Source organism: Aeromonas sp. s5 (assembly GCF_040907865.1).
GTDB classification, from domain to species: domain Bacteria; phylum Pseudomonadota; class Gammaproteobacteria; order Enterobacterales; family Aeromonadaceae; genus Aeromonas; species Aeromonas dhakensis.
This window is the reverse complement of the sequence record NZ_JBFOCO010000031.1, coordinates 202,916-224,099: the sequence shown is the minus strand read 5'-3', so window position 1 is coordinate 224,099 and position 21,184 is coordinate 202,916. Positions and strand designations below refer to the sequence as shown.

The following is a 21,184-nucleotide window of genomic DNA, read 5'->3' as shown; positions in this document are numbered from 1 at the left end:
TAGGGTCGATTAGCGCAGCGTAATCGTCCACGCCATTGGCAACGTGGCGATGAGAAAAGGGAGATAAGAGGGGTTGCAGCGGGACAGTGGAAGCCGGTTTTCGCGAACGTCTGATTACGCTTCGCTAATCAAACCTACGGGCTAATGAGGCCTACCCCCTCTCACGTACGGATATGGACCCATACGATTTCGTTTCATAAGTGAGTCAATTATCTATAAACTCTCTATAAATTTCACTTATCCGCCAACAGAAGGTCATCATGGAAGCGATAAATAGAGAGAACATAAAAACAATTCGAAGAGCAATAGACAATAATAAACTTGTCATTTTCGTAGGCTCCGCAGTTTCTTATGATTCAAAACTACCATCATGGAAAAAGCTAATTGATTCCATGAAGGCCGCTCTAGATAAACCTAGAACAGATGATTATTTGAAAATCGCGGAACACTATCATTTACAGTATGGAAGAAATACATACTACAATAAAATAAATGAATTCTTTCCAAAGGAAAGCATACCAAACAAGCTACATGACTTGATTATTTCATTAAGGCCTCAGCATATAGTAACTACTAATTGGGATGACCTTCTAGAGAAAACCATCCATACAAAAAACGAACTATATTTTAAAGTCGCTAATGATCATGAGCTTGCATCATCTCCAAGCTCTAAGTTATTAATAAAAATGCATGGCGATTTATCCCTTAGAAATATTGTATTTAAGGAATCCGATTACCATGCATATTCTGATAATTTCCCACTGATTGAGAACTTTATAAAAAGTTTATTTTCGACTCATGTCGTTTTATTTATAGGATATAGCATTAGTGATTACAACTTAAACCAAATATTAACTTGGGTTAGAAATAGAACCACTGATGCACCACCAGCATTTACTCTGCTTACTGAAAGCTCTTTGTCCTTATCTGAAGACAATTACCTTAAAGAAAAAGGAATTTACCCATTATTGAATGACACTACATCTAACACTCTTTCTTATCATGACTTATCTAGAAAAAGCTCTGGAGTCGCGAGAGTATTAGAGGAAATTGCAAACCCAAGTACTACAGTAGCTATTTGCGATATTCTATCAGAGGCTTCTTCATATACTTCTGATTGGAACAATATATACCCAACCAATTTAATAAGACTACTGAGAGACAAATTGGACTCTACAGAGCTCAATAAAATATATTATGATGCTAGCAATGATTCGATTGAGTATAAAGTAGATGATGACGTTCACTATTCTAGGTCTGATATACGAGAAATAAGAAAAAGTATAATAAAGATACTAAAAACAGTATCAGTTTCTGAAGTCAGGTTACATATCGACAGAAGAAACAGAAAATTCTATAGAATAAGAAACCCACATGAAATTAACTTTATTGATGAGTATACAACCTTCGACTTCATGAAGATAAGTCAGCGAAGCTCATCTATTAACTTCAAGCTTAGTTTGGATGAAACTTATGATTTAGCCTTTGATTACTATTTTCTCAAAAAATTAGAGTTATCAAGAGATACATTCTCTCACCTTGCTAATTTGTTTTTTTCAAAGTCATTTTTTGTTAAATCATTGCTTGCCTCATATAATAAAAAACATTTATGCTTTGGTGAAATTCCACTTGAGAGCGCAATGTCATTCTATGATATATCTATGGGAGAGCAACTATCTAAAAACGATAATATATCAGAGATGATAGATCGTTTCCCTAAGCAGGCTTTATATCAACAAAAAGCACTACTTAATGGCTTGGACGCAAATAACTCCTTTATATTGGAAAGATTTAAAACAATCTCTCATAAGAGTAGAGAGTTAGACGATGAAATACACCAGATTAATAATGGCAGTATGGTTTTCAGCAATAAATACATTTCTCTATATAACTACTCGTATTGCACCGTACTCTTTGTCATCAAAAACAAATTATCAATTCTGTACTCATCAGACTTTAAATACATAGCAAGAACCACTTTTGAATTCATATCCAAACGGATGGTTCTAGATAAGAGAACATTTGTCGATAAGTTTTTATCCTATGCAGCTATTATTTCATTCCAAAGAAATGAACTATCAGACTTCTTATCATCCTTATTGAAGGATAAACAATCATTAGATGCAGATAATGATACTACTGACTATCTACTGACAATACTAAAGAATTGTATACATGCAATAAAAATAAGTGATAATAGCTCGATAATTGATTACTCCATCAGGGTGTGGAACAATACTCTTGCTCTGCTATCCTTTATTTCTCATAATAATGACATGATGTCCCAAATAACATCTATATTATCTGAAATATTTGAGACCACAAGGTGGACAGAGCTAACGGAGTCAACAAATAAGTTTCTTGTCTTTCAAATTAATAAATATGAATTTAACTTCACACCTGAAACTCTGGAAGCAATCCTTAACAAGCAAATTGATAAGCTTTCCAATTTAGACTGGCATCCGCTAAGAGAAGATGGCTTACTATTCTCCAACCTCCTTTATATTTTGAATGAAAAGAATCAAGTCAATGAAATAATTAGCAAGAATAAAAAGTTATACGCATTTATTAATAACATTATGACGTATGACATTTTTTCTCGACTAGCAATTATTGAAAGATTTGTTTTTTCTATTTACACTCTATCATCAGGTCAACTTCATGAAAATGTAGCTAACCTGTTGAAGACCACTTATATTGAGCTTAAAGGCATGACCATTGATGAAAAAACAATAATATATGGGCTTAATCTTATTCTTGCAAAAGTTCATGACTACGATGAACTTGATTATATTATGGAGCAGTTAAAAAACCTCGCTCAAATTAATATTAACAAAGGGAGTTTTAGCACTCATTACTCTTTTATTAAAAAGCAATTATCAAGCATTGAAATGGAACACTTAAATAAATACAGAGATATCGTTGAGATGGTAAATAAACTTAGCGATCAAATTGAAAGTGATCCCTTTCTATCCAGAAAAAAAACAACCACAGAGTAAATTAATTCAGTAAAAAGGGAGCGACTAATCGCTCCCTTCTGTTAATTACCCTTCCTGATTTTCCCCGGCTATCGGCTCGGCACCGGCGACAGTTTCAATCTCGATGCGATCGACCCGCTGCAGACCGCGGGGCAGCTTGGCGCCGCGGCGGCCGCGCTCGCCGCGGTAGTAGTCAAGGTCAGATGGCTTAAGAGTGAGCTTGCGCTTGCCGGCAAACAGGGTGACGGACTGGCCCTGCGGAATGACGGCAGCCATCACCACAAACTCCTCCCGCGCCTTCACGCGAGCCGAGGGGATGCTGATGAGCTTGTTGCCCTTGCCCTTGCCGAGCACCGGCAATGTGCTCAGCGGGAACAGCAGCATGCGCCCCTCGTTGGAGATGGCCATGCAGAGATCGGTCTCCGGTGCGCCTATCTTCTGGGGTGCCATCACCAGGCCCCCTTCCGGCACGGTCAGCAGCGCCTTGCCGTTCTTGTTCTTACCGATCAGGTCGTCATATTTGCAGACGAATCCGTAACCGGCGTCGGAACAGATCAGATACGGCTCGCCCTCGTTACCCATCACCAGATGGCGTACCTCTTCGCCAGCCCCCAGCGCAAAGCGACCGGTGAGCGGCTCGCCCTGACTGCGGGCGGAGGGCAGGGTATGGGCCTCCAGCGAGTAGGTTCTCCCCAGGGTGGAGAGGAACACCGCCTGCTGGTTGCTGCGGCCATGGGCGTGGGCGAGATAGTTGTCCCCCGCCTTGTAGGAGAGACCCTCCACATCCACGTCGTGGCCCTTGGCGGCGCGCACCCACCCCTTGTCAGAGAGGATCACGGTGACCGGCTCACTCGGGGTGAGCTCCTTCTCGGTCAGGGCCACGGCGGTGGCACGCTCCACCAGCGGGGTGCGGCGATCGTCGCCGTACTTCTCGGCGTCCGCCAGGATCTCTTTCTTCAGCAATGTGCTGAGACGGCGCTCGGAACCCAGGATCAGTTCCAGCTTGTCGCGCTCTTCCGCCAGTTCGTTCTGCTCGGCGCGCAGCTTGAACTCTTCGAGCTTGGCCAGGTGGCGCAATTTGAGCTCGAGTATCGCCTCGGCCTGGGTCTCGCTGATGTTGAAACGCTCCATCATCACCCGGCCCGGCTCCTCCTCGGTGCGGATGATCTCGATCACCTCGTCGATGTTGAGGTAGGCAATGAGCAAACCTTCGAGGATGTGTAGGCGGGCCAGCACCTTGTCGAGGCGATATTGCAGGCGGCGGCGCACCGTCTCGCGGCGAAAGCTCAGCCACTCGGTGAGGATGGTCTTGAGATCTTTCACCTGGGGCCGGTTGTCCAGACCCAGGATGTTGAGGTTGACCCGGTAGTTCTTCTCCAGATCCGTGGTGGCGAACAGGTGGGCCATCAGCCCCTCCACGTCCACCCGGTTGGAGCGCGGCACGATCACCAGGCGGGTCGGGTTTTCGTGGTCCGACTCATCGCGCAGATCGGTGACCATGGGCAGCTTTTTGGCCACCATCTGGGCGGCAATCTGCTCCATGATCTTGGCGCCGGAGGCCTGATGGGGCAGCGCGGTGATGACGATGTCACCATCTTCCTCGCTCCACACCGCCCGCTGCTTGATGGAGCCCTTGCCGGTCTCGTAGATTTTGCGGATGTCGTCGCGGGGCGTGATGATCTCGGCGTTGGTCGGGTAATCCGGCCCCTGCACATGGGCCATCAGAGCATCCAGGCCGGCATTCGGGTTGTCCAACAGTTCCACACAGGCGTGGGCCACTTCCCGCGCGTTGTGGGGCGGGATATCGGTCGCCATGCCTACCGCGATGCCGGTCACCCCGTTGAGCAGGATGTGCGGCAGGCGGGCGGGCAGCACCACCGGCTCTTTCATGGTGCCGTCGAAGTTGGGTGTCCACTCTACCGTGCCCTGGCCGAGCTCGGAGAGCAGCAGCTCGGAGAAGCGTGACAACCGCGCCTCGGTGTAACGCATGGCGGCGAAGGATTTGGGATCGTCCGGCGCACCCCAGTTGCCCTGACCGTCCACCAGCGGGTAGCGGTAGGAGAAGGGCTGGGCCATCAGCACCATGGCTTCGTAACAGGCGCTGTCGCCGTGGGGGTGGTACTTACCCAGCACATCACCCACGGTACGGGCGGATTTCTTGTGCTTGGAGAGGGCCGACAGGCCCAGCTCGCTCATGGCGTAGATGATGCGCCGCTGCACGGGCTTGAGGCCGTCACCGATATGCGGCAGGGCCCGATCCATGATGACGTACATGGAGTAGTTCAGGTAAGCCTGTTCGGTAAAGGTGCGCATTGGCTGGCGCTCTACCCCGTCCAGACTGAGCTCGATAGCATCACTCATGTGATTATCTCTTTCGGTTCGGGAGCCGCCACAGGGCGACTCCGGCTAAATGCTTGCTGGCCCTGTCCGGGCCAGCCGATGGCTTGGATGATGACGAGAGCGGGCTGACCTAGATGATGGCGAGGTTGCCCTTCTCCTCCAGCCACTCGCGGCGATCGCTCGCGCGCTTCTTGGCCAGCAGCATGTCCATCAGCTGCAGGGTCTCATCCCCCTCGTCCCCTTCCTCGCCCATGGTGAGCTGCACCAGGCGGCGGGTGTTGGGATCCATGGTGGTTTCCCGCAGCTGTTTCGGGTTCATCTCACCCAGGCCCTTGAATCGGGTCACCATCACCTTGCCCTTCTTCTTCTCGGCTTCGACCCGCTGCAGCACGCCGTTCTTCTCGTCCTCGTCGAGGGCGTAGTAGACCTCCTTGCCGATATCGATCCGGTAGAGGGGCGGCATGGCCACATAGACGTGCCCCTTCTCCACCAGGGCGCGGAAGTGTTTCACGAACAGGGCGCAGAGCAGGGTGGCGATGTGCAGACCGTCCGAGTCCGCATCCGCCAGGATGCACACCTTGCCGTAACGCAGGCCAGAGAGATCGTCGGAGTCCGGGTCGAGCCCGATGGCTACCGAGATATCGTGCACCTCTTGCGAGGCAAGCACCTGACCGGCCTCCACCTCCCAGGTGTTCAGGATCTTGCCGCGCAGCGGCATGATGGCCTGGAACTCGCGATCCCGTGCCTGCTTGGCACTGCCGCCCGCGGAGTCACCCTCCACCAGGAACAGCTCCCCCTGCATGGGGTCGGCGCAGCCGCAGTCGGTGAGCTTGCCGGGCAATGCCGGGCCTTGAGTTATCTTCTTGCGCACTACCGTCTTGGCGGCGCGCATCCGGCGCTGGGCGCTGGAGATGCAGAGCTCGGCCAGCTGTTCGGCGAGCTCGGTGTTGCTGTTCAAGTAAAGACTGAAGGCATCCTTCACCACGCCGGAGACAAACGCCGAGCTCTGTCGGGACGACAGCCGCTCCTTGGTCTGGCCGGCAAACTGCGGATCCTGCATCTTGATGGAGAGGATGTAGGCGCAGCGATCCCAGATATCTTCCGGAGTGAGCTTGACCCCGCGCGGCAGCAGATTGCGGAACTCGCAGAACTCGCGCATGGCGTCGAGCAGCCCCTGGCGCAGACCGTTGACGTGGGTACCGCCCTGGGCGGTGGGGATCAGGTTCACATAGGATTCGGCGAGGCATTCGCCCCCTTCCGGCAGCCAGCAGAGGGCCCAGTCCACCGCCGACTGCTCGGTGCTGAAGGCACCGACGAAAGGCTGCTCCGGCAGGCAGGTGAACTGCTTGACCGCGTCGACCAGGTAATCCTTGAGGCCGTCTTCATAGCACCACTCCAGCTTGATGCCGGTGTTCTTGTCGAGGAACTTGATGGTGAGGCCCGGACAGAGCACCGCCTTGGCTTTCAGCAGGTGCTCCAGCTTGGAGACCGAGAAACGGGGCGAATCGAAGTAGTGGGCTTCCGGCCAGAAGCGCACCCGGGTACCGGTGTTGCGGCGCCCGCAGGTGCCGGTGATGGTCAGCTCCTGCACCTTCTCGCCCTTCTCGAAGGCGATGTCGTAGACCTGACCATCGCGGCGCACTGTCACCTCGACCCGCTCGGAGAGGGCGTTCACCACCGAGATGCCCACCCCGTGCAGACCGCCGGAGAACTGGTAGTTCTTGTTGGAGAACTTGCCGCCCGCGTGCAGCTTGCAGAGGATCAGCTCCACCCCGCACACCCCTTCCTCCGGGTGGATGTCGACCGGCATGCCGCGGCCGTCGTCGATCACCTCGAGGGACTGATCTTCATACAGGGTCACCTCCAGGGTACGGGCGTGACCCGCCAGCGCCTCGTCGACGCTGTTGTCGATGACCTCCTGGCCGAGGTGATTGGGCCGGGTGGTGTCGGTATACATGCCGGGGCGGCGACGCACCGGTTCAAGGCCATTGAGGACCTCAATGGCATCCGCATTGTATTGAGTAGACATGGAGGGCCTTGCGAATTGACGTTTGGGGAGAATCTTACTCGTTGGGAGGGTATTGGACAAACCCGGCGGCGGCAAAGCTTGATCCGGACGGGGTAAGTCGCCCCGCCGGCCCGTTCAGCGCGCCTCGGCCGCCACCGGCAGCGCCTGCTGCAACTGGGAGAGCGAGCTGTGCAGCCGCCACACCATGCCGGCAAGCTCCCGCGCCGTCGGCTCCCTGTGGTTGGCCAGGGCCGCGCTGATCCGCTGCAGCTCGGCCAGGGTGCGATCCAGGGAGGCGTGCTGCACCCCCTGCTCGGTGAGGATCCCCTGCAGAGAGCGGATGCAGTTGTCGCGCACCAGATAGAGGGGCTGATCCTCGCCGCGCCACTGGCGCAGCTGCCAGACGATGTGGCTGCAGTTGAGCAGCACCACGCCCCAGCGCAGCACCCAGAGGCGGGCGGTCTGATCCTGACTCTGGCTGAGCTGGCTGATGCAGTGGTAGATGAGCGATTCGAACTGACTCTCGCTCTGGCGCGGGGCCGGCTCCAGCTGATCCATGAAGTGGCGGCGCAGGGAGCGGATGAGGCGGCGGCTCTTGCGCCGATCCGAGCTCGGCCGCAGCAGCTGGAACGCCAGTCCGGCACTCATCACCCCCAGCGCCTGTCCCAGGCTGCCGTTGATGTACTGCTGGTAGTCGTAGCTCGGCGGATTGGTGATGGCGAGAAAGGAGCCGAGCAGCACGATGAGCTGGCCCCACAACACCGCCTGCCTGGGCTGTTGCTGCTTGAACAGCTGCATGGTGATGAGCACGGGGAACAGCAGGGCGCAGAAGAGCCAGAAGTCGTCGAGGCGGATCATCAGGCCGAACTTGACCGCGAAGCAGATGAGGCTGAGCAGCAGGATCGCCTTGAGCATGGTGTTGGCCCCCTTGGCGGGCGCCGGGGTGGCCGAGTAGAGCACGCAGCAGATGGAGAGCAGGGTCAGCGCAGAGCTGCCCGCATCCCACTGGCTGTGGATCCAGAAGGCGCAGCCCAGCAGCACGCAGAGGAAGGTGCGCCCGCCGTTGTAGGCCGCTTCCAGCGTGTCGGTGTGGCTGGTGAGCGAAGAGTGACGCGGCGGTGCCGGCCACTCCTGATCGTCGTAACGGGCCAGCCGATCCAGCCAGCGCTGACACTCCAGATAGCTCCAGCAGAAGTGGCGCAGCCGTCGCCAGAAGGTGTGCAGCCGGTAGTCACTGGCCGCCGTCGGCACCAAGGGGGCCAGCAGCCGGGCGATGCGGTACTTGTCGCAACCGGGCTGGCCCAGCTCGGCCAGCAGCCGCTCCAGCAACGCCTGCAGCCCTTCCGGTTGCGTCGGCCAGTTGTGCAGCATGCGGCGCTGGCTGGAGATGAGGCTGATGAGCCGCAGCTGGCGGTGCAGCAGGAAGTTGAGCAGCTTGTTGTGTCGCCGCAGCCGGTGGTGACTCCAGACCGCCTGGATGCGCAGCACGTTCATGGTGAGGATCTGGCCGATCAGTCCCTCGTGGGCGGTGCGCACCTCCGGGCTCGTCTCCCCCAGCCAGAGCAGCTGGGCATGATCCAGCAGGCGGGCCTGGGTCTTTTGCAGCGACTGCAGCAAGGTTTCGCCATCGGAGGTGCTGGGCAGGATCATCATCAGCAGGCCGCCGCAGAGGATGCCGATGATCACCTCGCTCACCCGCGCCTGGGCGATGTCGAAGATGTGCTGCGGATCGGTCACGTTGACGCAGGAGAAGGCGATGATGGCGGCGGTGTAGCCCGCCAGCGCAAAGGCGTAGGAGACGTTGTTCTGATGGTGGTTGGAGATATAGGTACAGAGCGCCAGCCAGAGCGCGATGAGGAAACTGAACAGCCAGGGGTCGCTGATGCCAAGGCCGGTGATCACCACCGCCGCCATGGCGCCGATGAGACTGCCCACCACCCGCCCCAGACTCTTGCTGATGACGCCGCCCACGGTGGGAAAGCTCACCACGGCGGCTGAGGTCATCGCCCAGTAGGGGGAGTCCAGCTCCAGCACGAAGGCCAGCCAGAGCGACAGGCACATGGCCAGGCTGTTGCGCAGGGCGTAGCGCCACTGGCCGCCATTGGCCTTGCCCCAGGGGGTCTGGCGCCAGAGCGAGGCGGCCACCTTACTCCCCTATGGTGATGGTGCAGGTGGTGCCTGCAATCAGCGTCAACCCAGGCGGCACCTCCAGCAGCTTGATCCGCACCGGCACCCGCTGGGCCAGCCGCACCCAGGGCACGTTGGGTTTGACGTCCAGCAACAGGTTGTCGGCCCCCTCCACACTCTGATCGTGGATGGCGCGCCCTATGCTCTCCACTTCGCCGCGCAGCCGCTGCTCCCCGCTGTAGAGCACCACCTCGGCCGGTTTGCCCGGCGCTATGTGCCTGAGCTTGGTCTCCTCGAAGTAGCCCTGCACGTAGAAGGAGTGGATGTCCACCAGTGCCACCAGCGGCACGCCGGCGCTGGCATAGTTGCCGACCCGGGTCTGCAGGTTGGTGATGTAACCGTCGCTCGCGGCATGCACCCGGGTCTTGGCCAGCGACCATTTGGCCTGCTCCAGATTGGCCTGAGCCACCTGGTAGGCCGCCCTCATCGCCTGGGCGTTGAGGCGGGCCTCATCCACCGCCTCGGCGGAGATGACACTGCGCGACAGGCCGCTGCGCCGGCTCGCCTCGTGCTCGGCCTTGTCGAGATCCGATTTGGCCTTGGCCAGCGCCGCCTGGGCGTTGTCCAGTGCAATCCGGTAGGGCTCGGGATCCAGGGTAAAGATCTCCTCCCCCGCCTTGACCAGCTGGTTGTCCTTCACCGCTATCTTGATGATCTTGCCCGATACCTCGGGGGTGATGCTGACCAGCTCGGCCCGCACCTTGCCATCCCGGGTCCAGGGCCCCTGCATGTAGTAGTTCCACAGCCACCAGCCCGCCGCCAGCGCCAGCGCGCAGACCAGCAGGGTAGAGAAGTATTTGAGGGTCGCGAGGGGTGATTTAGCCATGTAGCAATATCCATAGGGCGCCGCTGACGGCGAGGATAAACAGGGAGAGATCCATCAGCAGGGGATGCCAGACATCCCCGCCGTAGAGCCAGTCACGCAGCAGGTGGTGCACCGGCAGCCAGCCCAGCAGACCGAGCAGGACCGCCTTGAACAGGGGCGGAAAGTAGAGAGAGGCGCCCAGGATCAGATCCGGCAGGGCTGAAGTTGTCACAAGCGGGCTCCCTGTTGGCAAGCGAGATAATGCGGACTCAAGGCCCGCCCTGCGGCGGGTCGGGCAAGATTATCACAGCCATGCAGGGCGCTACAGAAGCAGATGAGCCCCTGCCGGTCAGACCAGCCGATCCGCCGGATGGTTGATGCCGTCGCGCGTCGGCACCTCGCCCAGCTCGAATGGATTGATCCCTTCGAGGCAGGCGAGGTTGTAACCATACTGGGCCGGATTGGAGCGGCGCTGATGGTGGGTATAGATACCGCAGATGCTGCAGAAGTAGTGTTTGGCGGTGCGGGTATTGAACTGGTAGCAGCGCAGCACCGCCTCCCCCTGCAGGATGCGGATGCCGGAGAGCGGCACCGAGGCGACGATGGCGCCCCGCCGCCGGCAGAGCGAACAGTCGCAACGGCGCGGATCCACCACGCCATCCGGCAGGGTCAGCTCCAGCACCACGGCGCCGCAGTGACAGCTGGCCTTGTGTTTCTCCTGAATGGGGGTATTGCCGATGCGCTTGATCATGCTGCCTCCTTGCAGACGGGGTCACATCCTCAGATGTCAATCAAACAGGGTATCCTGCCGCCCCTGCAAAAGATGGTCGTACAGGGTGCGCAGCTGGGATTCCACAACCCGATGGCGAGAGAGCGGGGGCAAGTCGTCGATGGGGAAGTAACCCGCCCCTTTGGTTTCATCGGTTTCGTCCAGCAGCTGTCCACCGGTCACCTCGCACAGAAAGAACGCCTTGTGAGCGTGGGGCAGCTGGGGTGGATGGGGGTGCTTGAGCTTGTCGAACAGCGCCAGCAGCTGCACGGCCCGACACGCCAGGCCGGTCTCCTCCACCACTTCGCGCACCACGGCCCCCGCCGGCGAATCGCCGATGTCGCACCAGCCCCCCGGCAGAGTCCAGTAGCCGTCGCTGCGCTCCTGCACCAGCAGGATATGGCCCGCATCGTTCTGAATGAAGGCCCGCACATCGAGCTTGGGGGTGGGATAACCGCGATCGAGGGCGATCCAGTCGCCGATGGCTTGTGGTGCCAGCTCGCTCTGGCTGGCGATGAGCGCCACAGTGGCGGCGCGCAGCGCCTCGAAGCGGCCGATGTCGAAGGGATCTTTGGAGTAGGTGAGACCCGCCTGCGCCGTGGCCAGCACCTGTTCCAGAAAGGCGGCCAACGGCGGTTGCATTATTAAAGCCCGAGGAAGCGGACGATCTGGGCGGGGTAGCGCTCGAACGCCACAAAGGCGTGGTCCCCGCCGCACTCCAGCGAGAGACGGGCAAAACGGTATTCGTCCAGCGCCTTGCGGTAGTCGAGCACCTCGTCCTCCTGCTGTTGCAGCACCCAGAGTCGCTCGGGGGCAGCCACAGGCACCGCCAGCGCCCGCAGCTCATCCATGTGTTCAGGCAGCAGTTGATACTGCTCCCCCGTGTAGGGGTTGGTCTGGGGGCCGAGGTAGTCGCAGAGCAGCTCGTGCGGGCGCACCGCCGGATTGATCAGGGCGGCGTGGCAGCCGTATCGCTCGCTGACCCGGGTCGCCATAAAGCCGCCGAGGGAGCTGCCCACGGCGCCAAGTTTGAATTCGTTGCCATAACGGCTCTGCAGATCGGCAATGGTCTGCTCGATGGCCGCCCAGGCCGCCGCCGGGGTGTTGGGCTGGGCCGGGATCACCACCTCGATATCGGGTCTGTGCTCAGCCACCCAGGCAGCCATCTGCTGCGCCTTGGCAGAACCGGGCGAGGAGTTGAAACCGTGCAGGTAGAGGAGAACGGGCTTCATCGCGACTCCTCAATAACCGGTGGCATTGGGGTCGGGCACGAACTGCCCCACCGGCAGACGCCATACCTGGCTGGCGATGCGGCCATCCGGGTAGAGGGTGAGGTAGCGCCAGCCCGGGCCGGACTCGTCCAGCGCGAAGCCATCAGAGAGCGGTTTGAACTGGATGCAGGTGGAGGGGCTGGCGATCAGCCGCACCCCGCGGTGCACCTCGTCAAACTCCTGGTGGACGTGGCCGAACAGTATGGTCTTCTGCTGCGGGTGGCGGGCCAGCACGGCAAACAGGTCGTCGGCATTCTTGAGATTGTGCTGATCGAGCCAGGCACAGCCCACCGGCACCGCCTGATGGTGCAGGGCGATCAGGGCATGACGCTCGGGATGCTGGCGCAGCGCCTGATCCAGCGCCGCCAGCTGGTGATCCCCCAGCACCCCGTGGGGTTTGCCGCGCACCTGGGTATCCAGCAGGATCACCTGCCAGTGCTCGCCTACCAGCTGCTTGGCCTCGCTGATGCCGGCCGCATGCAGGTATTCGGTCATCAAGGGGCCGTCGTCGTGGTTGCCGGGCAGCCAATAGATGGGGCGCGCCAGCGGCGCCATCATGGAGGCGAAACGCTGGTAGGACTCCGGGCTGTGATCCTGGGAGAGATCCCCGGTAGCGAGGATCAGATCGAACGGGTGGTCATTGGCCTGCACCCGTTCCAGCACGGCAGCCAGGCTCTCGGCAGTGCGCACGGCCAATAGCCGCCCCTCGGCACTCGCGAAGAGGTGGGTGTCGGTAATTTGCAACAGGCGCACACTGCCGTCCTGCGCCTGGGGTAGCTCTGTTTCCAAAATCACGCTTCTTTTTATGAGTTCAACTAGAGGATATTTATCAGGCTGGTACCATGTCTGAGACAAAATTTTAGCCAATCGGCCAGAAACAGGTTTACCTGCTCCTTTTCATCCCGCTGGTGCATATTTTTATTGGGATAATCATAACGTGGTTGCAACCTTGAAATCTGTTGCGCCGCACACACTTCCGCCATCCGCACGTCATGGTACAAACGAATCTCTATCCGGGCCTGCAAATAACTCGGTAATTCCGGGTTGTGCTGGGCCAGGATCACCTGGCTGGTGAAGCGGCTCTCCTCGCTCACCGTGAGCTGGAACTGCAGGCCGTTGCCCACCTGATAACGACGTTCCGCCCCCACACTGCCGCCTGGGGGCAGCAGCTTCATCAGGGTCATGTAGTTCACCTCGCAGGTACGCTGCAAGGACATCAAATCAGGCACATAACGCTTGGCCTGGGTATGAACGAGCGCCACCTCAGCGCTCCGCCAGCCAGCGGGCACGCAGCTCGCCGTGATTGAGAGCCAGCCACTGCAGGGCGATGACCGAGGCGGCGTTGTCGATGCGCCCCTCTTTGAGCCAGGCATAGGCCTGCTCGCGGCTCACCACGTGCACCCGGATGTCTTCCCCCTCTTCCGCCAGACCGTGGATCCCCTCGGCCTGGCTGGCATCCACTTCGCCCACGTAGACCTCGATCCGTTCGGTGCTGCCGCCCGGGCTCACCAGATAGCTGATGGCGTGCTCGCAGCGACCGACCTCGATGCCCGCCTCTTCCACCGCTTCGCGCCGCACCACAGCCTCAGCGGTCTCCCCTTCATCTATGATGCCGGCCACCAGTTCCAGCAGCCAGGGGGTGGCACTGGTCTCGATGGCGCCGATGCGAAACTGCTCCACCAGCACGATCTGATCGCGTACCGGGTCGTAGGGCAACAGGGCGGCGGCATGGCCACGCTCGAACAGCTCGCGGACGATGGGCTCGTTCCAGCCTCCCGCAAACAACTTGTGCTGCAGGCGATAGATGTTCACCTTGAAGAAGCCGTTATATCCCGATGATTTATCGATGATTTTTACGTCATCGGCAGAGTAGTGACGGGTTTGGGGCAAGGCTTGCTGCGACATACGAGACTCCCACCAGCTTGACTTGGCTCGGTTAGACCATAAAATCCGGGAACATGAATGAACATTCATTCACTCGCTCCCGTCGGAGAAGAGGGATGGATTTTAGCAGCCACAGGGCATTTGGCTAGGCGCGAGGGGGAGAAAACTCACCCTCGTCCTTGACGTTCCTGTCGCTGGAAAAGAGACAGTTAGCATAAAATTTTGCTTATAGTAGAGTGATTAAGCTGAAATCAAGCTTGCTCAATGACAATACCCTCCTTCATCCAGCGACAGCTTTGGGTTAATACATAAGGTTAAAACGATCTATGAAAAGAACACTCTTGTCAGCCATGGTGTTGTTGGGCGTCAGCGCCGGCGCCCATGCCGAAAACCTGCTCGATATCTACCAACAGGCCCAGATCAAGGATACCCAGCTGCTGGAATCCAAAGCCAAGCGCGACCAGGCCTTCGAGAAGATCAACGAGTCCCGCGCAGCCCTCTTGCCACAGATCAACCTGGGTGCCGGGCTGAACTACCTGCAGAACAAGGGTGACACCCAGACCAACAGCAACGCCACCGGTTCCCTGTCGCTGGATCAATCCATCTACCGCCGCAGCAACTGGGTCAACCTGAGCCTGACCGAGAAGAGCGCCACCCAGTCCGACGTGGCCTACAACCTCGAGATCCAGAACCTGATGCTGCGTACCGCCCAGGCCTATTTCAACGTGCTCAAGGCGATGGACACCCTGGAGTTCGTGCGCGCCAACAAGGCCGCGGTGGAACGTCAGCTGGAACAGACCCAGCAGCGCTTCGAAGTGGGCCTGACCGCCATCACCGACGTGCACGAGGCCGAGGCCGAGCGCGACCAGGCGCTGGCGGACGAGATCAACGCCGAGAACACCCTGGACAACAGCTACGAGAGCCTGCGCGAGCTGACCGGTATCGATCACCGTCAACTGGACGTGCTCAACACAGATCGCTTCAGCCCGCAGAAGACTCCGTTCAACTCCGACAAGTGGCTGGAGCTGGCGCTGGACAAGAACCTGCAACTGCACAGCGCCCGCATCGGCAAGGATATCGCCAAGGAGCAGATCGATCTGGCCAAGACCGGTCATGAGCCGACCCTGGATCTGGGCGCCGGCCTCTCCAGCACCTACAGCGACTACAAGGACGAGATCCGCAACCCGGAGAGCAACGCCAATCAGGCCAACATCGGTCTGAACTTCAAGCTGCCGCTCTACACCGGCGGGGCGACCACCTCTCAGGTCAAGCAGTCCCAGTTCAACTACGTGGCCGCCAGCGAGCAGCTGGAGCGCAGCTTCCGCAACGTGCAGAGCACGGTGCGCTCCTCCTACAACAACGTGAACGCCAGCATCGGCTCGGTCCGTGCCTACGGCCAGTCAGTCATCTCCGCCGACAGCGCCCTGAAGGCGACCGAAGCGGGTTACGAGGTCGGCACCCGCACCATAGTCGATGTGCTGGACTCCACCCGCAAGCTGTACCAGGCCAAGCAGAAGCTCTCCGAGGCCCGCTACAACTACATCCTGAGCATCCTCTCCCTCAAGCAGGCCGCCGGCACGCTTGAACAGAAGGATCTGGAAGACGTTAACCAGGGGCTGATGCCCGCCAGCCAGGCCAAGAGCAAATCCTGAGCCGATTGATGGCAACAAAAAGGCGACCCCAGGGTCGCCTTTTTCATCTCTGGCCTGCGAGATTCCGCGGGTTCGAATCACCGTCGAGCTCCCGCCGCAGAGCATAAAAAAACCCGGCCTTGGCCGGGTTTTCGCTTATCCGCGTTCGCGGATGGTCTTGATGATGTCGGTGGTGGAGCAGCCATCCTCGAAGTTGAGGACCCGCACCTCGCCGCCGTTGGCGGTCACCTCGGCGTAGCCGGCAATCTCTTCCGGCTTGTAGTCGCCGCCCTTGACCAGCAGGTCCGGCAGCACCTCGGCGATCAGCCGCTGCGGGGTCTCCTCGGAGAAGGGCACCACCCAGTCCACGGCGCCCAGCGCGGCCAGCACAGCCATCCGGCGCTCGGTCGGATTGACCGGACGACCCGGCCCCTTGAGGCGACGCACCGACTCGTCGGTGTTGACCGCCACGATCAGGCGATCCCCCAGCTTGCCGGCATTGGCCAGGTAGGAGACGTGACCGGCGTGCAGGATGTCGAAGCAACCGTTGGTCATCACCACCTTCTCACCGCGCAGACGGGCGGCCTGCACGGCAATCTTGAGCTGGGCTTCGGACATGACGCCAAAACCGGTCTCCTGCTCGGTGTAGAGCGCATTGGCGAGCTCCACCGGGCTGACGGTGGAGGTCCCCAGCTTGCCGACCACGATGCCGGCGGCGGTGTTGGCCAGGGCACAGGCCTCGTCCAGGCTCTTGCCGGCGGCCAGCGAGGTGGCCAGGGTGGAGATGACGGTATCACCGGCACCGGTCACGTCATACACCTCGTGGGCCTGGGCCGGCAGATGCAGCTCGGGCTGACCTTCGCGGATCAGGGTCATGCCGTTTTCGGAACGGGTGACCAGCAGGGCCTCCAGCTCGAAGCGCTTGACCAGCTCCAGCCCCTTGGCAACCAGCTCCTCTTCGCTCTTCACCTTGCCCACCACAGCCTCGAACTCGGACATGTTGGGGGTCAGCAGGGTGGCGCCGCGGTACTTTTCGAAATCGGTTCCCTTGGGATCGACCAGTACAGGGATGCCGGCGGCGCGGGCACGCTGGATCATGCCGGGCACGTCGTTGAGGGCGCCCTTGCCGTAGTCGGAGAGGATCATCACGTCGCTGTTCGGCAGCGCCTGCTCCACCTTGCCCATCAGCAGGGTGGCATCCACATCGTGGAAGGCCTCTTCGAAATCGAGGCGCAGCAACTGCTGGTTGCGCGACAGCACCCGCAGCTTGGTGATGGTCGGATAGTCGGCCAGACGAACGAAATCACAGGCGACCTTGACACCGGCCATCTGGCCAGCCAGGGCATCGGCAGCCTCATCCTGACCGGTCAGACCCAGCAGCACGGCGTGAGCCCCCAGGGCGGCGGAGTTGAGCGCCACGTTGGCGGCGCCACCCGGACGCTCCTCAATGTGTTCGACCTTGACCACGGGCACCGGTGCCTCGGGCGAGATCCGGCCGGTGGGGCCATGCCAATAACGGTCCAACATGACATCGCCAACGACCAGAATGCGGGCTTTTTCAAACTCGGGCAGGGTGATCTTCATCTGTATCGACTCTCAAAACCTGAAAAATCAGCCGCCGATTTTATCACACTCTTTTATTGGGTGTGAAAAAAGCGCAAGGGCGCCGCTTGGTGCTTTTCAGCTCTGACCAGGGCAGAGGCCATTCGCACCCGGACCCGCTTTTCGGCTAGAATCCCCCGATTGCGAGTAAAACGATCCGCTCTGGATATCCACGTGCCTTTATCGCCTCCCCTTATCCGGCCGGGTCTTCCCTGCCCATGGCGATTGCGAACAAGAGACTTTTCATGGCCCACGACAATGCTCCCCGTCTAGAACCCCGCCTGTTTCATCCCCGTTACTGGGCCAGCTGGTTCGGCCTCAGCCTGCTCTGGCTGCTGGTGCTGCTGCCTTGGCGCAGCCAGATGTGGCTGGGTCGCCAGCTCGGCAACCTGGCCCGCAAGGTTTTGAAATCCCGCGTCAAGGTTGCCCGCCGCAATCTGGAGCTGGCGATGCCCGAGCTTAGCCGGGATCAGCGCGAAACGCTGCTCAAGCAGAACTTCGAGAGCGTGGGCTGCGCCATCTTCGAAGTGGGCATGGCCTGGTTCTGGCCAGACTGGCGGATGCGCAACCTGATGAAGGTGGAAGGGGAAGAGCACGTCATCGCCGCCATGGAGAAGGGTCAGGGCATGCTGCTGCTCTCCTGCCACTTCCTGACGCTGGAGCTCAACGCCCGCTGTTTCGGCCTGGTGCGGCCCGGGGTCGGCGTCTATCGCCCCAACACCAATCCGGTGCTGGAGTATGCCCAGTATCACGGCCGCTGCGCCTCCAACAAATACCTGGTTGACCGGATGGACGTGAAGGGGATGATCAAGGCGCTGCGCAACGGCGATGCGCTCTGGTACGCGCCGGATCACGACTACGGCAGCCATGCCAGCGTGTTCGTACCCTACTTCGCGGTAGAACAGGCCGCCACCATCACAGGCACCGCCACCCTGGCGCGGGTGAAAAACACCGTCACCCTGCCCTGCTACAACATCCGCACCAGCGAGGGTTACACCCTGCATATCGGGGCGCCGCTCGCCGACTATCCGAGCGGCGACGACCTGGCCGATGCGGCCCGAGCCAACCGCGAGATCGAGGCCGCCGTGCGCAAGGCGCCGGAGCAGTACATGTGGCTGCACCGCCGCTTCAAGACCAGGCCCAACCCGGAGGATGCGGGTTACTACTGAGCCAATCAGAGCAGAAAGCCGCCGAAAGGCGGTTTTTTCTGGCCTGTTGCCGGTAAAGGGTTTTCATTCGTGGCTGAATATTTTATTAATGGCCCTGCCGAGCGGTGGGCCCCGGCCCGCCTGCAATACCAATAACGAAGGGAAGCGAACATGAAAGCCACTCTTTTGCTGGGCGCCCTGTGCGCATTGACCGGCTGCAGCCAGCAGAGCCACACAGTCCACCTGACCTCCCTCCCCTTAAGCGATCTCAAGGAAGTGAACGCCCAGTGGAGCCCGCTCACCCGCATGGAGTCCCGCTACCCCAGAGAGGCCATACTGGCGGAGCAGACCGGCTGCAGCTCCCTCGAGTACGTGATCAGCCCGGCAGGGCGGGCCGAGCAGATCCGGGTGCTGGAGAGCAGCGACCCACAGTTCAGCGATGCCGCCATCGCCGTGCTGCAGCAGTGGCAATGGCAGGCCACCGCCGCCAACCCGCAGCACAGTCCGGTCAAATCCCGCACCCGCTTCGAATTCTGCATCGAACACAACGGCCAGCCCTGCGACACCAGTGCACTGGAACAGCGCTGTCAGGGGGAAGACGTGGTGCGCAGCACCGGGCTGGTCTACACCCAGGTCTGATCCGGCCCCGATTGCCTGCCGGCGACGCGCCCATCGCCAACCAAAGAAAAAGGTGAGCCAGGCTCACCTTTTTTGCATTGCAGGCGCGACACCGCTCGGCTGATCACCTTTGCCGGTGCAGCCAGGCGGCGATGGCCAGCTGCAGGACCACGTAATCGGCCTGCAGAAACAGCGCCGGCAACGCCTGCTGCCAGTCGGCCTGCCCGGCGACCAAGGCCAGCCGCTGCCCGAGCCGGGTCAGGGTGTCGAGCCAGGCCGGGCTCGGCAACAGGTCGGCCGCCTCGGCAACCAGATCCATCCCCAGGCGCAGCTGCTGCAACGCCAGCGTCTGCTGCGCGGCGTCCGTCTGCTCCAGCCAGAACTGTTCATGGTGCTGCCAGTGCTGCAGACCCAGGGTGATGCGCGCTACAGCACTCAGCTCGGTGACCGCGGGCAGGGACTGCAGCGCCAGCGGCTTGCCAAGCCCCGCCAGCCGATACCCGCGCTGGGCCTTGGACTGAGCCCCGAGGCGCAGGCCACCCAACCCAGCCAGCTGCTCAGCCAAGCCAAACAGGGCGCTCGCCTCGCCAGATTTGAGCTCCAACTCCAGCTCGTCGATGGGGCTCTTGCCGAGCACGCCGACGATTTCCCCCTGATCCCAGGCCAGCTCGATTTCGGCCCCCTCGAAGGCGATCAGCCAGTGGCGACGCAGAAAGTCGGTGCGAAACTGGGCCACCAGCTCGCCCTGGATCCCGTCGCGCACCGCCAGGCTTGGCCAGATCGCATCGGGGAAGGCGGCCAAGGCAGGCAGATCGCCCTCGACGGGGGCATTGTATTCGGGTCTGGCATGCAATCCGCCCACCACCTGGCCCCGACATTTAATCGTCTGTTCGGCAAAATCATCGCTGCGACGAATTCGCAATCCCATTTCCAGTCGGCGTAAATCCAGCGCGGGCGTATCAAAATAGACATTGCCGAGCTCGGCTTGGGAGCTGGATATAATTTCCAGTGAATTCAGAAGGTTGAAAAAAGGCTGTCGAATATCTCGGGAGACAAAAAACTTTATCTCGATCTCAGTTTGCATAGTCATTCCGGGCTGGCAGGCAACTTTGGGGGGCGTGATGCTAAGCGCGAGGATATAATGCCTGCGATACATCAGGATTAATTCACGGTTTTATTGATGGCGCAGTTCGGTTACCATGCGCCCCTCATAAAATCGTATCGAGTGTTTTTTCACCGACACAGGTTTGGCCATGCCAGTAAATACTATTTTGGGGCTTTTTGCCAAGTCCCCCATCAAGCCGCTGCAGAAGCATATCGTCAAGGTTCACCAGTGCTCCCAGCAGTTGGTTCCCTTCTTTGATGCCGTTGCCGAAGACCGTTGGGAAGATGCCGAGAAGATCCGGCAGCAGATTGCCCAGCTGGAGAAAGAAGCGGACATCCTCAAGCGTGAAATCCGTCTGAAGCTGCCCCGTGGTCTGTTCCTGCCGGTCGCCCGTACCGACCTGCTCGAACTGCTGACCCAGCAGGACAAGATCGCCAACCGTGCCAAGGATATTTCCGGCCGCATGCTTGGCCGCAAAATGGAATTCCCCTCCGAGATGCGGGCCGATTTCATGGCCTATCTCAAACGCTGTATCGATGCGACCGCCCAAGCCGAGAAAGCCATCGGAGAACTCGATGAGCTGCTCGAAACCGGCTTTAAAGGACGTGAAGTTGAAATGGTTGCCGAGATGATCCACCAGCTGGATCTTATCGAGGACGATACTGACACCATGCAGATCGGGCTGCGCCAACAGCTGCAAGCCGTTGAGCAGAAATACAATCCGATCGACGTTATGTTCCTCTACAAGATCCTCGAATGGGTAGGTGACCTGGCAGATCAGGCCGAGCGTGTAGGCGCCCGTCTGGAACTGATGCTGGCTCGTTCGTAATCGACTGAC

18 protein-coding genes are annotated in these 21,184 nt (G+C 58.8%); 5 read left to right on the top strand and 13 right to left on the bottom strand.

The window, feature by feature from the left end:
• Positions 1 to 260 precede the first annotated feature (260 nt).
• Positions 261 to 2,999, top strand: coding sequence for an SIR2 family protein (locus AB5Y94_RS17910; RefSeq protein WP_368206257.1), 2,739 nt, complete (start codon positions 261 to 263; stop codon positions 2,997 to 2,999).
• 45 nt (positions 3,000 to 3,044) lie between these two features.
• Here AB5Y94_RS17910 and parC read toward each other — a convergent pair whose 3' ends face one another.
• From parC to nudF, 11 genes are all read right to left on the bottom strand, one after another.
• On the bottom strand, positions 3,045 to 5,339 hold the full coding sequence (gene parC, locus AB5Y94_RS17905; protein ID WP_368206256.1) for a DNA topoisomerase IV subunit A: 2,295 nt from the start codon (positions 5,337 to 5,339) through the stop codon (positions 3,045 to 3,047).
• A 109-nt stretch (positions 5,340 to 5,448) separates the two neighbouring features.
• On the bottom strand, positions 5,449 to 7,347 hold the full coding sequence (gene parE / locus AB5Y94_RS17900) for a DNA topoisomerase IV subunit B (RefSeq protein WP_017778363.1): 1,899 nt from the start codon (positions 7,345 to 7,347) through the stop codon (positions 5,449 to 5,451).
• 114 nt (positions 7,348 to 7,461) lie between these two features.
• Positions 7,462 to 9,471 carry an FUSC family protein gene (locus tag AB5Y94_RS17895; protein ID WP_368206255.1) on the bottom strand — a complete coding sequence of 670 codons (2,010 nt, stop codon included), beginning with the start codon at positions 9,469 to 9,471 and terminating at the stop codon, positions 7,462 to 7,464.
• A gap of 1 nt (position 9,472) precedes the next feature.
• Positions 9,473 to 10,339, bottom strand: coding sequence for an efflux RND transporter periplasmic adaptor subunit (locus tag AB5Y94_RS17890; RefSeq protein ID WP_368206254.1), 867 nt, complete (start codon positions 10,337 to 10,339; stop codon positions 9,473 to 9,475).
• Positions 10,332 to 10,550 carry a DUF1656 domain-containing protein gene (locus tag AB5Y94_RS17885; protein WP_005305321.1) on the bottom strand — a complete coding sequence of 73 codons (219 nt, stop codon included), beginning with the start codon at positions 10,548 to 10,550 and terminating at the stop codon, positions 10,332 to 10,334. The genes AB5Y94_RS17890 and AB5Y94_RS17885 overlap by 8 nt, the downstream gene beginning before the upstream one ends.
• 117 nt (positions 10,551 to 10,667) lie before the next feature.
• Entirely contained in the window at positions 10,668 to 11,069 is a 402-nt protein-coding gene (locus AB5Y94_RS17880) for a GFA family protein (RefSeq protein WP_368206253.1), read from the bottom strand.
• 36 nt (positions 11,070 to 11,105) lie between these two features.
• Entirely contained in the window at positions 11,106 to 11,729 is a 624-nt protein-coding gene (locus AB5Y94_RS17875; RefSeq protein WP_017788172.1) for an NUDIX hydrolase, read from the bottom strand.
• 2 nt (positions 11,730 to 11,731) lie between these two features.
• Positions 11,732 to 12,319 (bottom strand): YqiA/YcfP family alpha/beta fold hydrolase, encoded by a 588-nt coding sequence (locus AB5Y94_RS17870; protein WP_368206252.1) that lies wholly within the window; start codon positions 12,317 to 12,319, stop codon positions 11,732 to 11,734.
• A gap of 9 nt (positions 12,320 to 12,328) precedes the next feature.
• Complete coding sequence (gene cpdA / locus AB5Y94_RS17865) at positions 12,329 to 13,147, bottom strand: 3',5'-cyclic-AMP phosphodiesterase (protein ID WP_011707475.1); 819 nt, start codon at positions 13,145 to 13,147, stop codon at positions 12,329 to 12,331.
• A 26-nt stretch (positions 13,148 to 13,173) separates the two neighbouring features.
• Positions 13,174 to 13,620 (bottom strand): DUF1249 domain-containing protein, encoded by a 447-nt coding sequence (locus tag AB5Y94_RS17860; RefSeq protein WP_005305333.1) that lies wholly within the window; start codon positions 13,618 to 13,620, stop codon positions 13,174 to 13,176.
• 1 nt (position 13,621) lies between these two features.
• The gene (gene nudF, locus AB5Y94_RS17855) at positions 13,622 to 14,263 is read right to left on the bottom strand and encodes an ADP-ribose diphosphatase (RefSeq protein WP_026139168.1); all 642 of its coding nucleotides are present in this window, start codon (positions 14,261 to 14,263) and stop codon (positions 13,622 to 13,624) included.
• A gap of 305 nt (positions 14,264 to 14,568) precedes the next feature.
• Between nudF and tolC the strand changes: the two genes are divergently transcribed.
• Positions 14,569 to 15,894 carry an outer membrane channel protein TolC gene (tolC, locus tag AB5Y94_RS17850; RefSeq protein WP_026139169.1) on the top strand — a complete coding sequence of 442 codons (1,326 nt, stop codon included), beginning with the start codon at positions 14,569 to 14,571 and terminating at the stop codon, positions 15,892 to 15,894.
• A 135-nt stretch (positions 15,895 to 16,029) separates the two neighbouring features.
• Here the strand turns inward: tolC and hldE are convergent, their stop codons facing one another.
• On the bottom strand, positions 16,030 to 17,457 hold the full coding sequence (hldE, locus tag AB5Y94_RS17845; RefSeq protein ID WP_010636035.1) for a bifunctional D-glycero-beta-D-manno-heptose-7-phosphate kinase/D-glycero-beta-D-manno-heptose 1-phosphate adenylyltransferase HldE: 1,428 nt from the start codon (positions 17,455 to 17,457) through the stop codon (positions 16,030 to 16,032).
• Positions 17,458 to 17,720: 263 nt separating this feature from the next.
• On the opposite strand from hldE, the gene lpxL reads away from it, so the two are divergent.
• On the top strand, positions 17,721 to 18,644 hold the full coding sequence (gene lpxL / locus AB5Y94_RS17840; protein ID WP_005305350.1) for an LpxL/LpxP family Kdo(2)-lipid IV(A) lauroyl/palmitoleoyl acyltransferase: 924 nt from the start codon (positions 17,721 to 17,723) through the stop codon (positions 18,642 to 18,644).
• A gap of 150 nt (positions 18,645 to 18,794) precedes the next feature.
• Entirely contained in the window at positions 18,795 to 19,262 is a 468-nt protein-coding gene (locus AB5Y94_RS17835; RefSeq protein ID WP_005305352.1) for an energy transducer TonB, read from the top strand.
• Positions 19,263 to 19,365: 103 nt separating this feature from the next.
• Here the strand turns inward: AB5Y94_RS17835 and AB5Y94_RS17830 are convergent, their stop codons facing one another.
• The gene (locus AB5Y94_RS17830) at positions 19,366 to 20,325 is read right to left on the bottom strand and encodes a CYTH domain-containing protein (protein WP_337079880.1); all 960 of its coding nucleotides are present in this window, start codon (positions 20,323 to 20,325) and stop codon (positions 19,366 to 19,368) included.
• Positions 20,326 to 20,494: 169 nt separating this feature from the next.
• Here AB5Y94_RS17830 and AB5Y94_RS17825 point away from each other — a divergent pair, with 169 nt between their 5' ends.
• Complete coding sequence (locus tag AB5Y94_RS17825) at positions 20,495 to 21,175, top strand: TIGR00153 family protein (protein ID WP_005305357.1); 681 nt, start codon at positions 20,495 to 20,497, stop codon at positions 21,173 to 21,175.
• Positions 21,176 to 21,184: the final 9 nt, after the last annotated feature.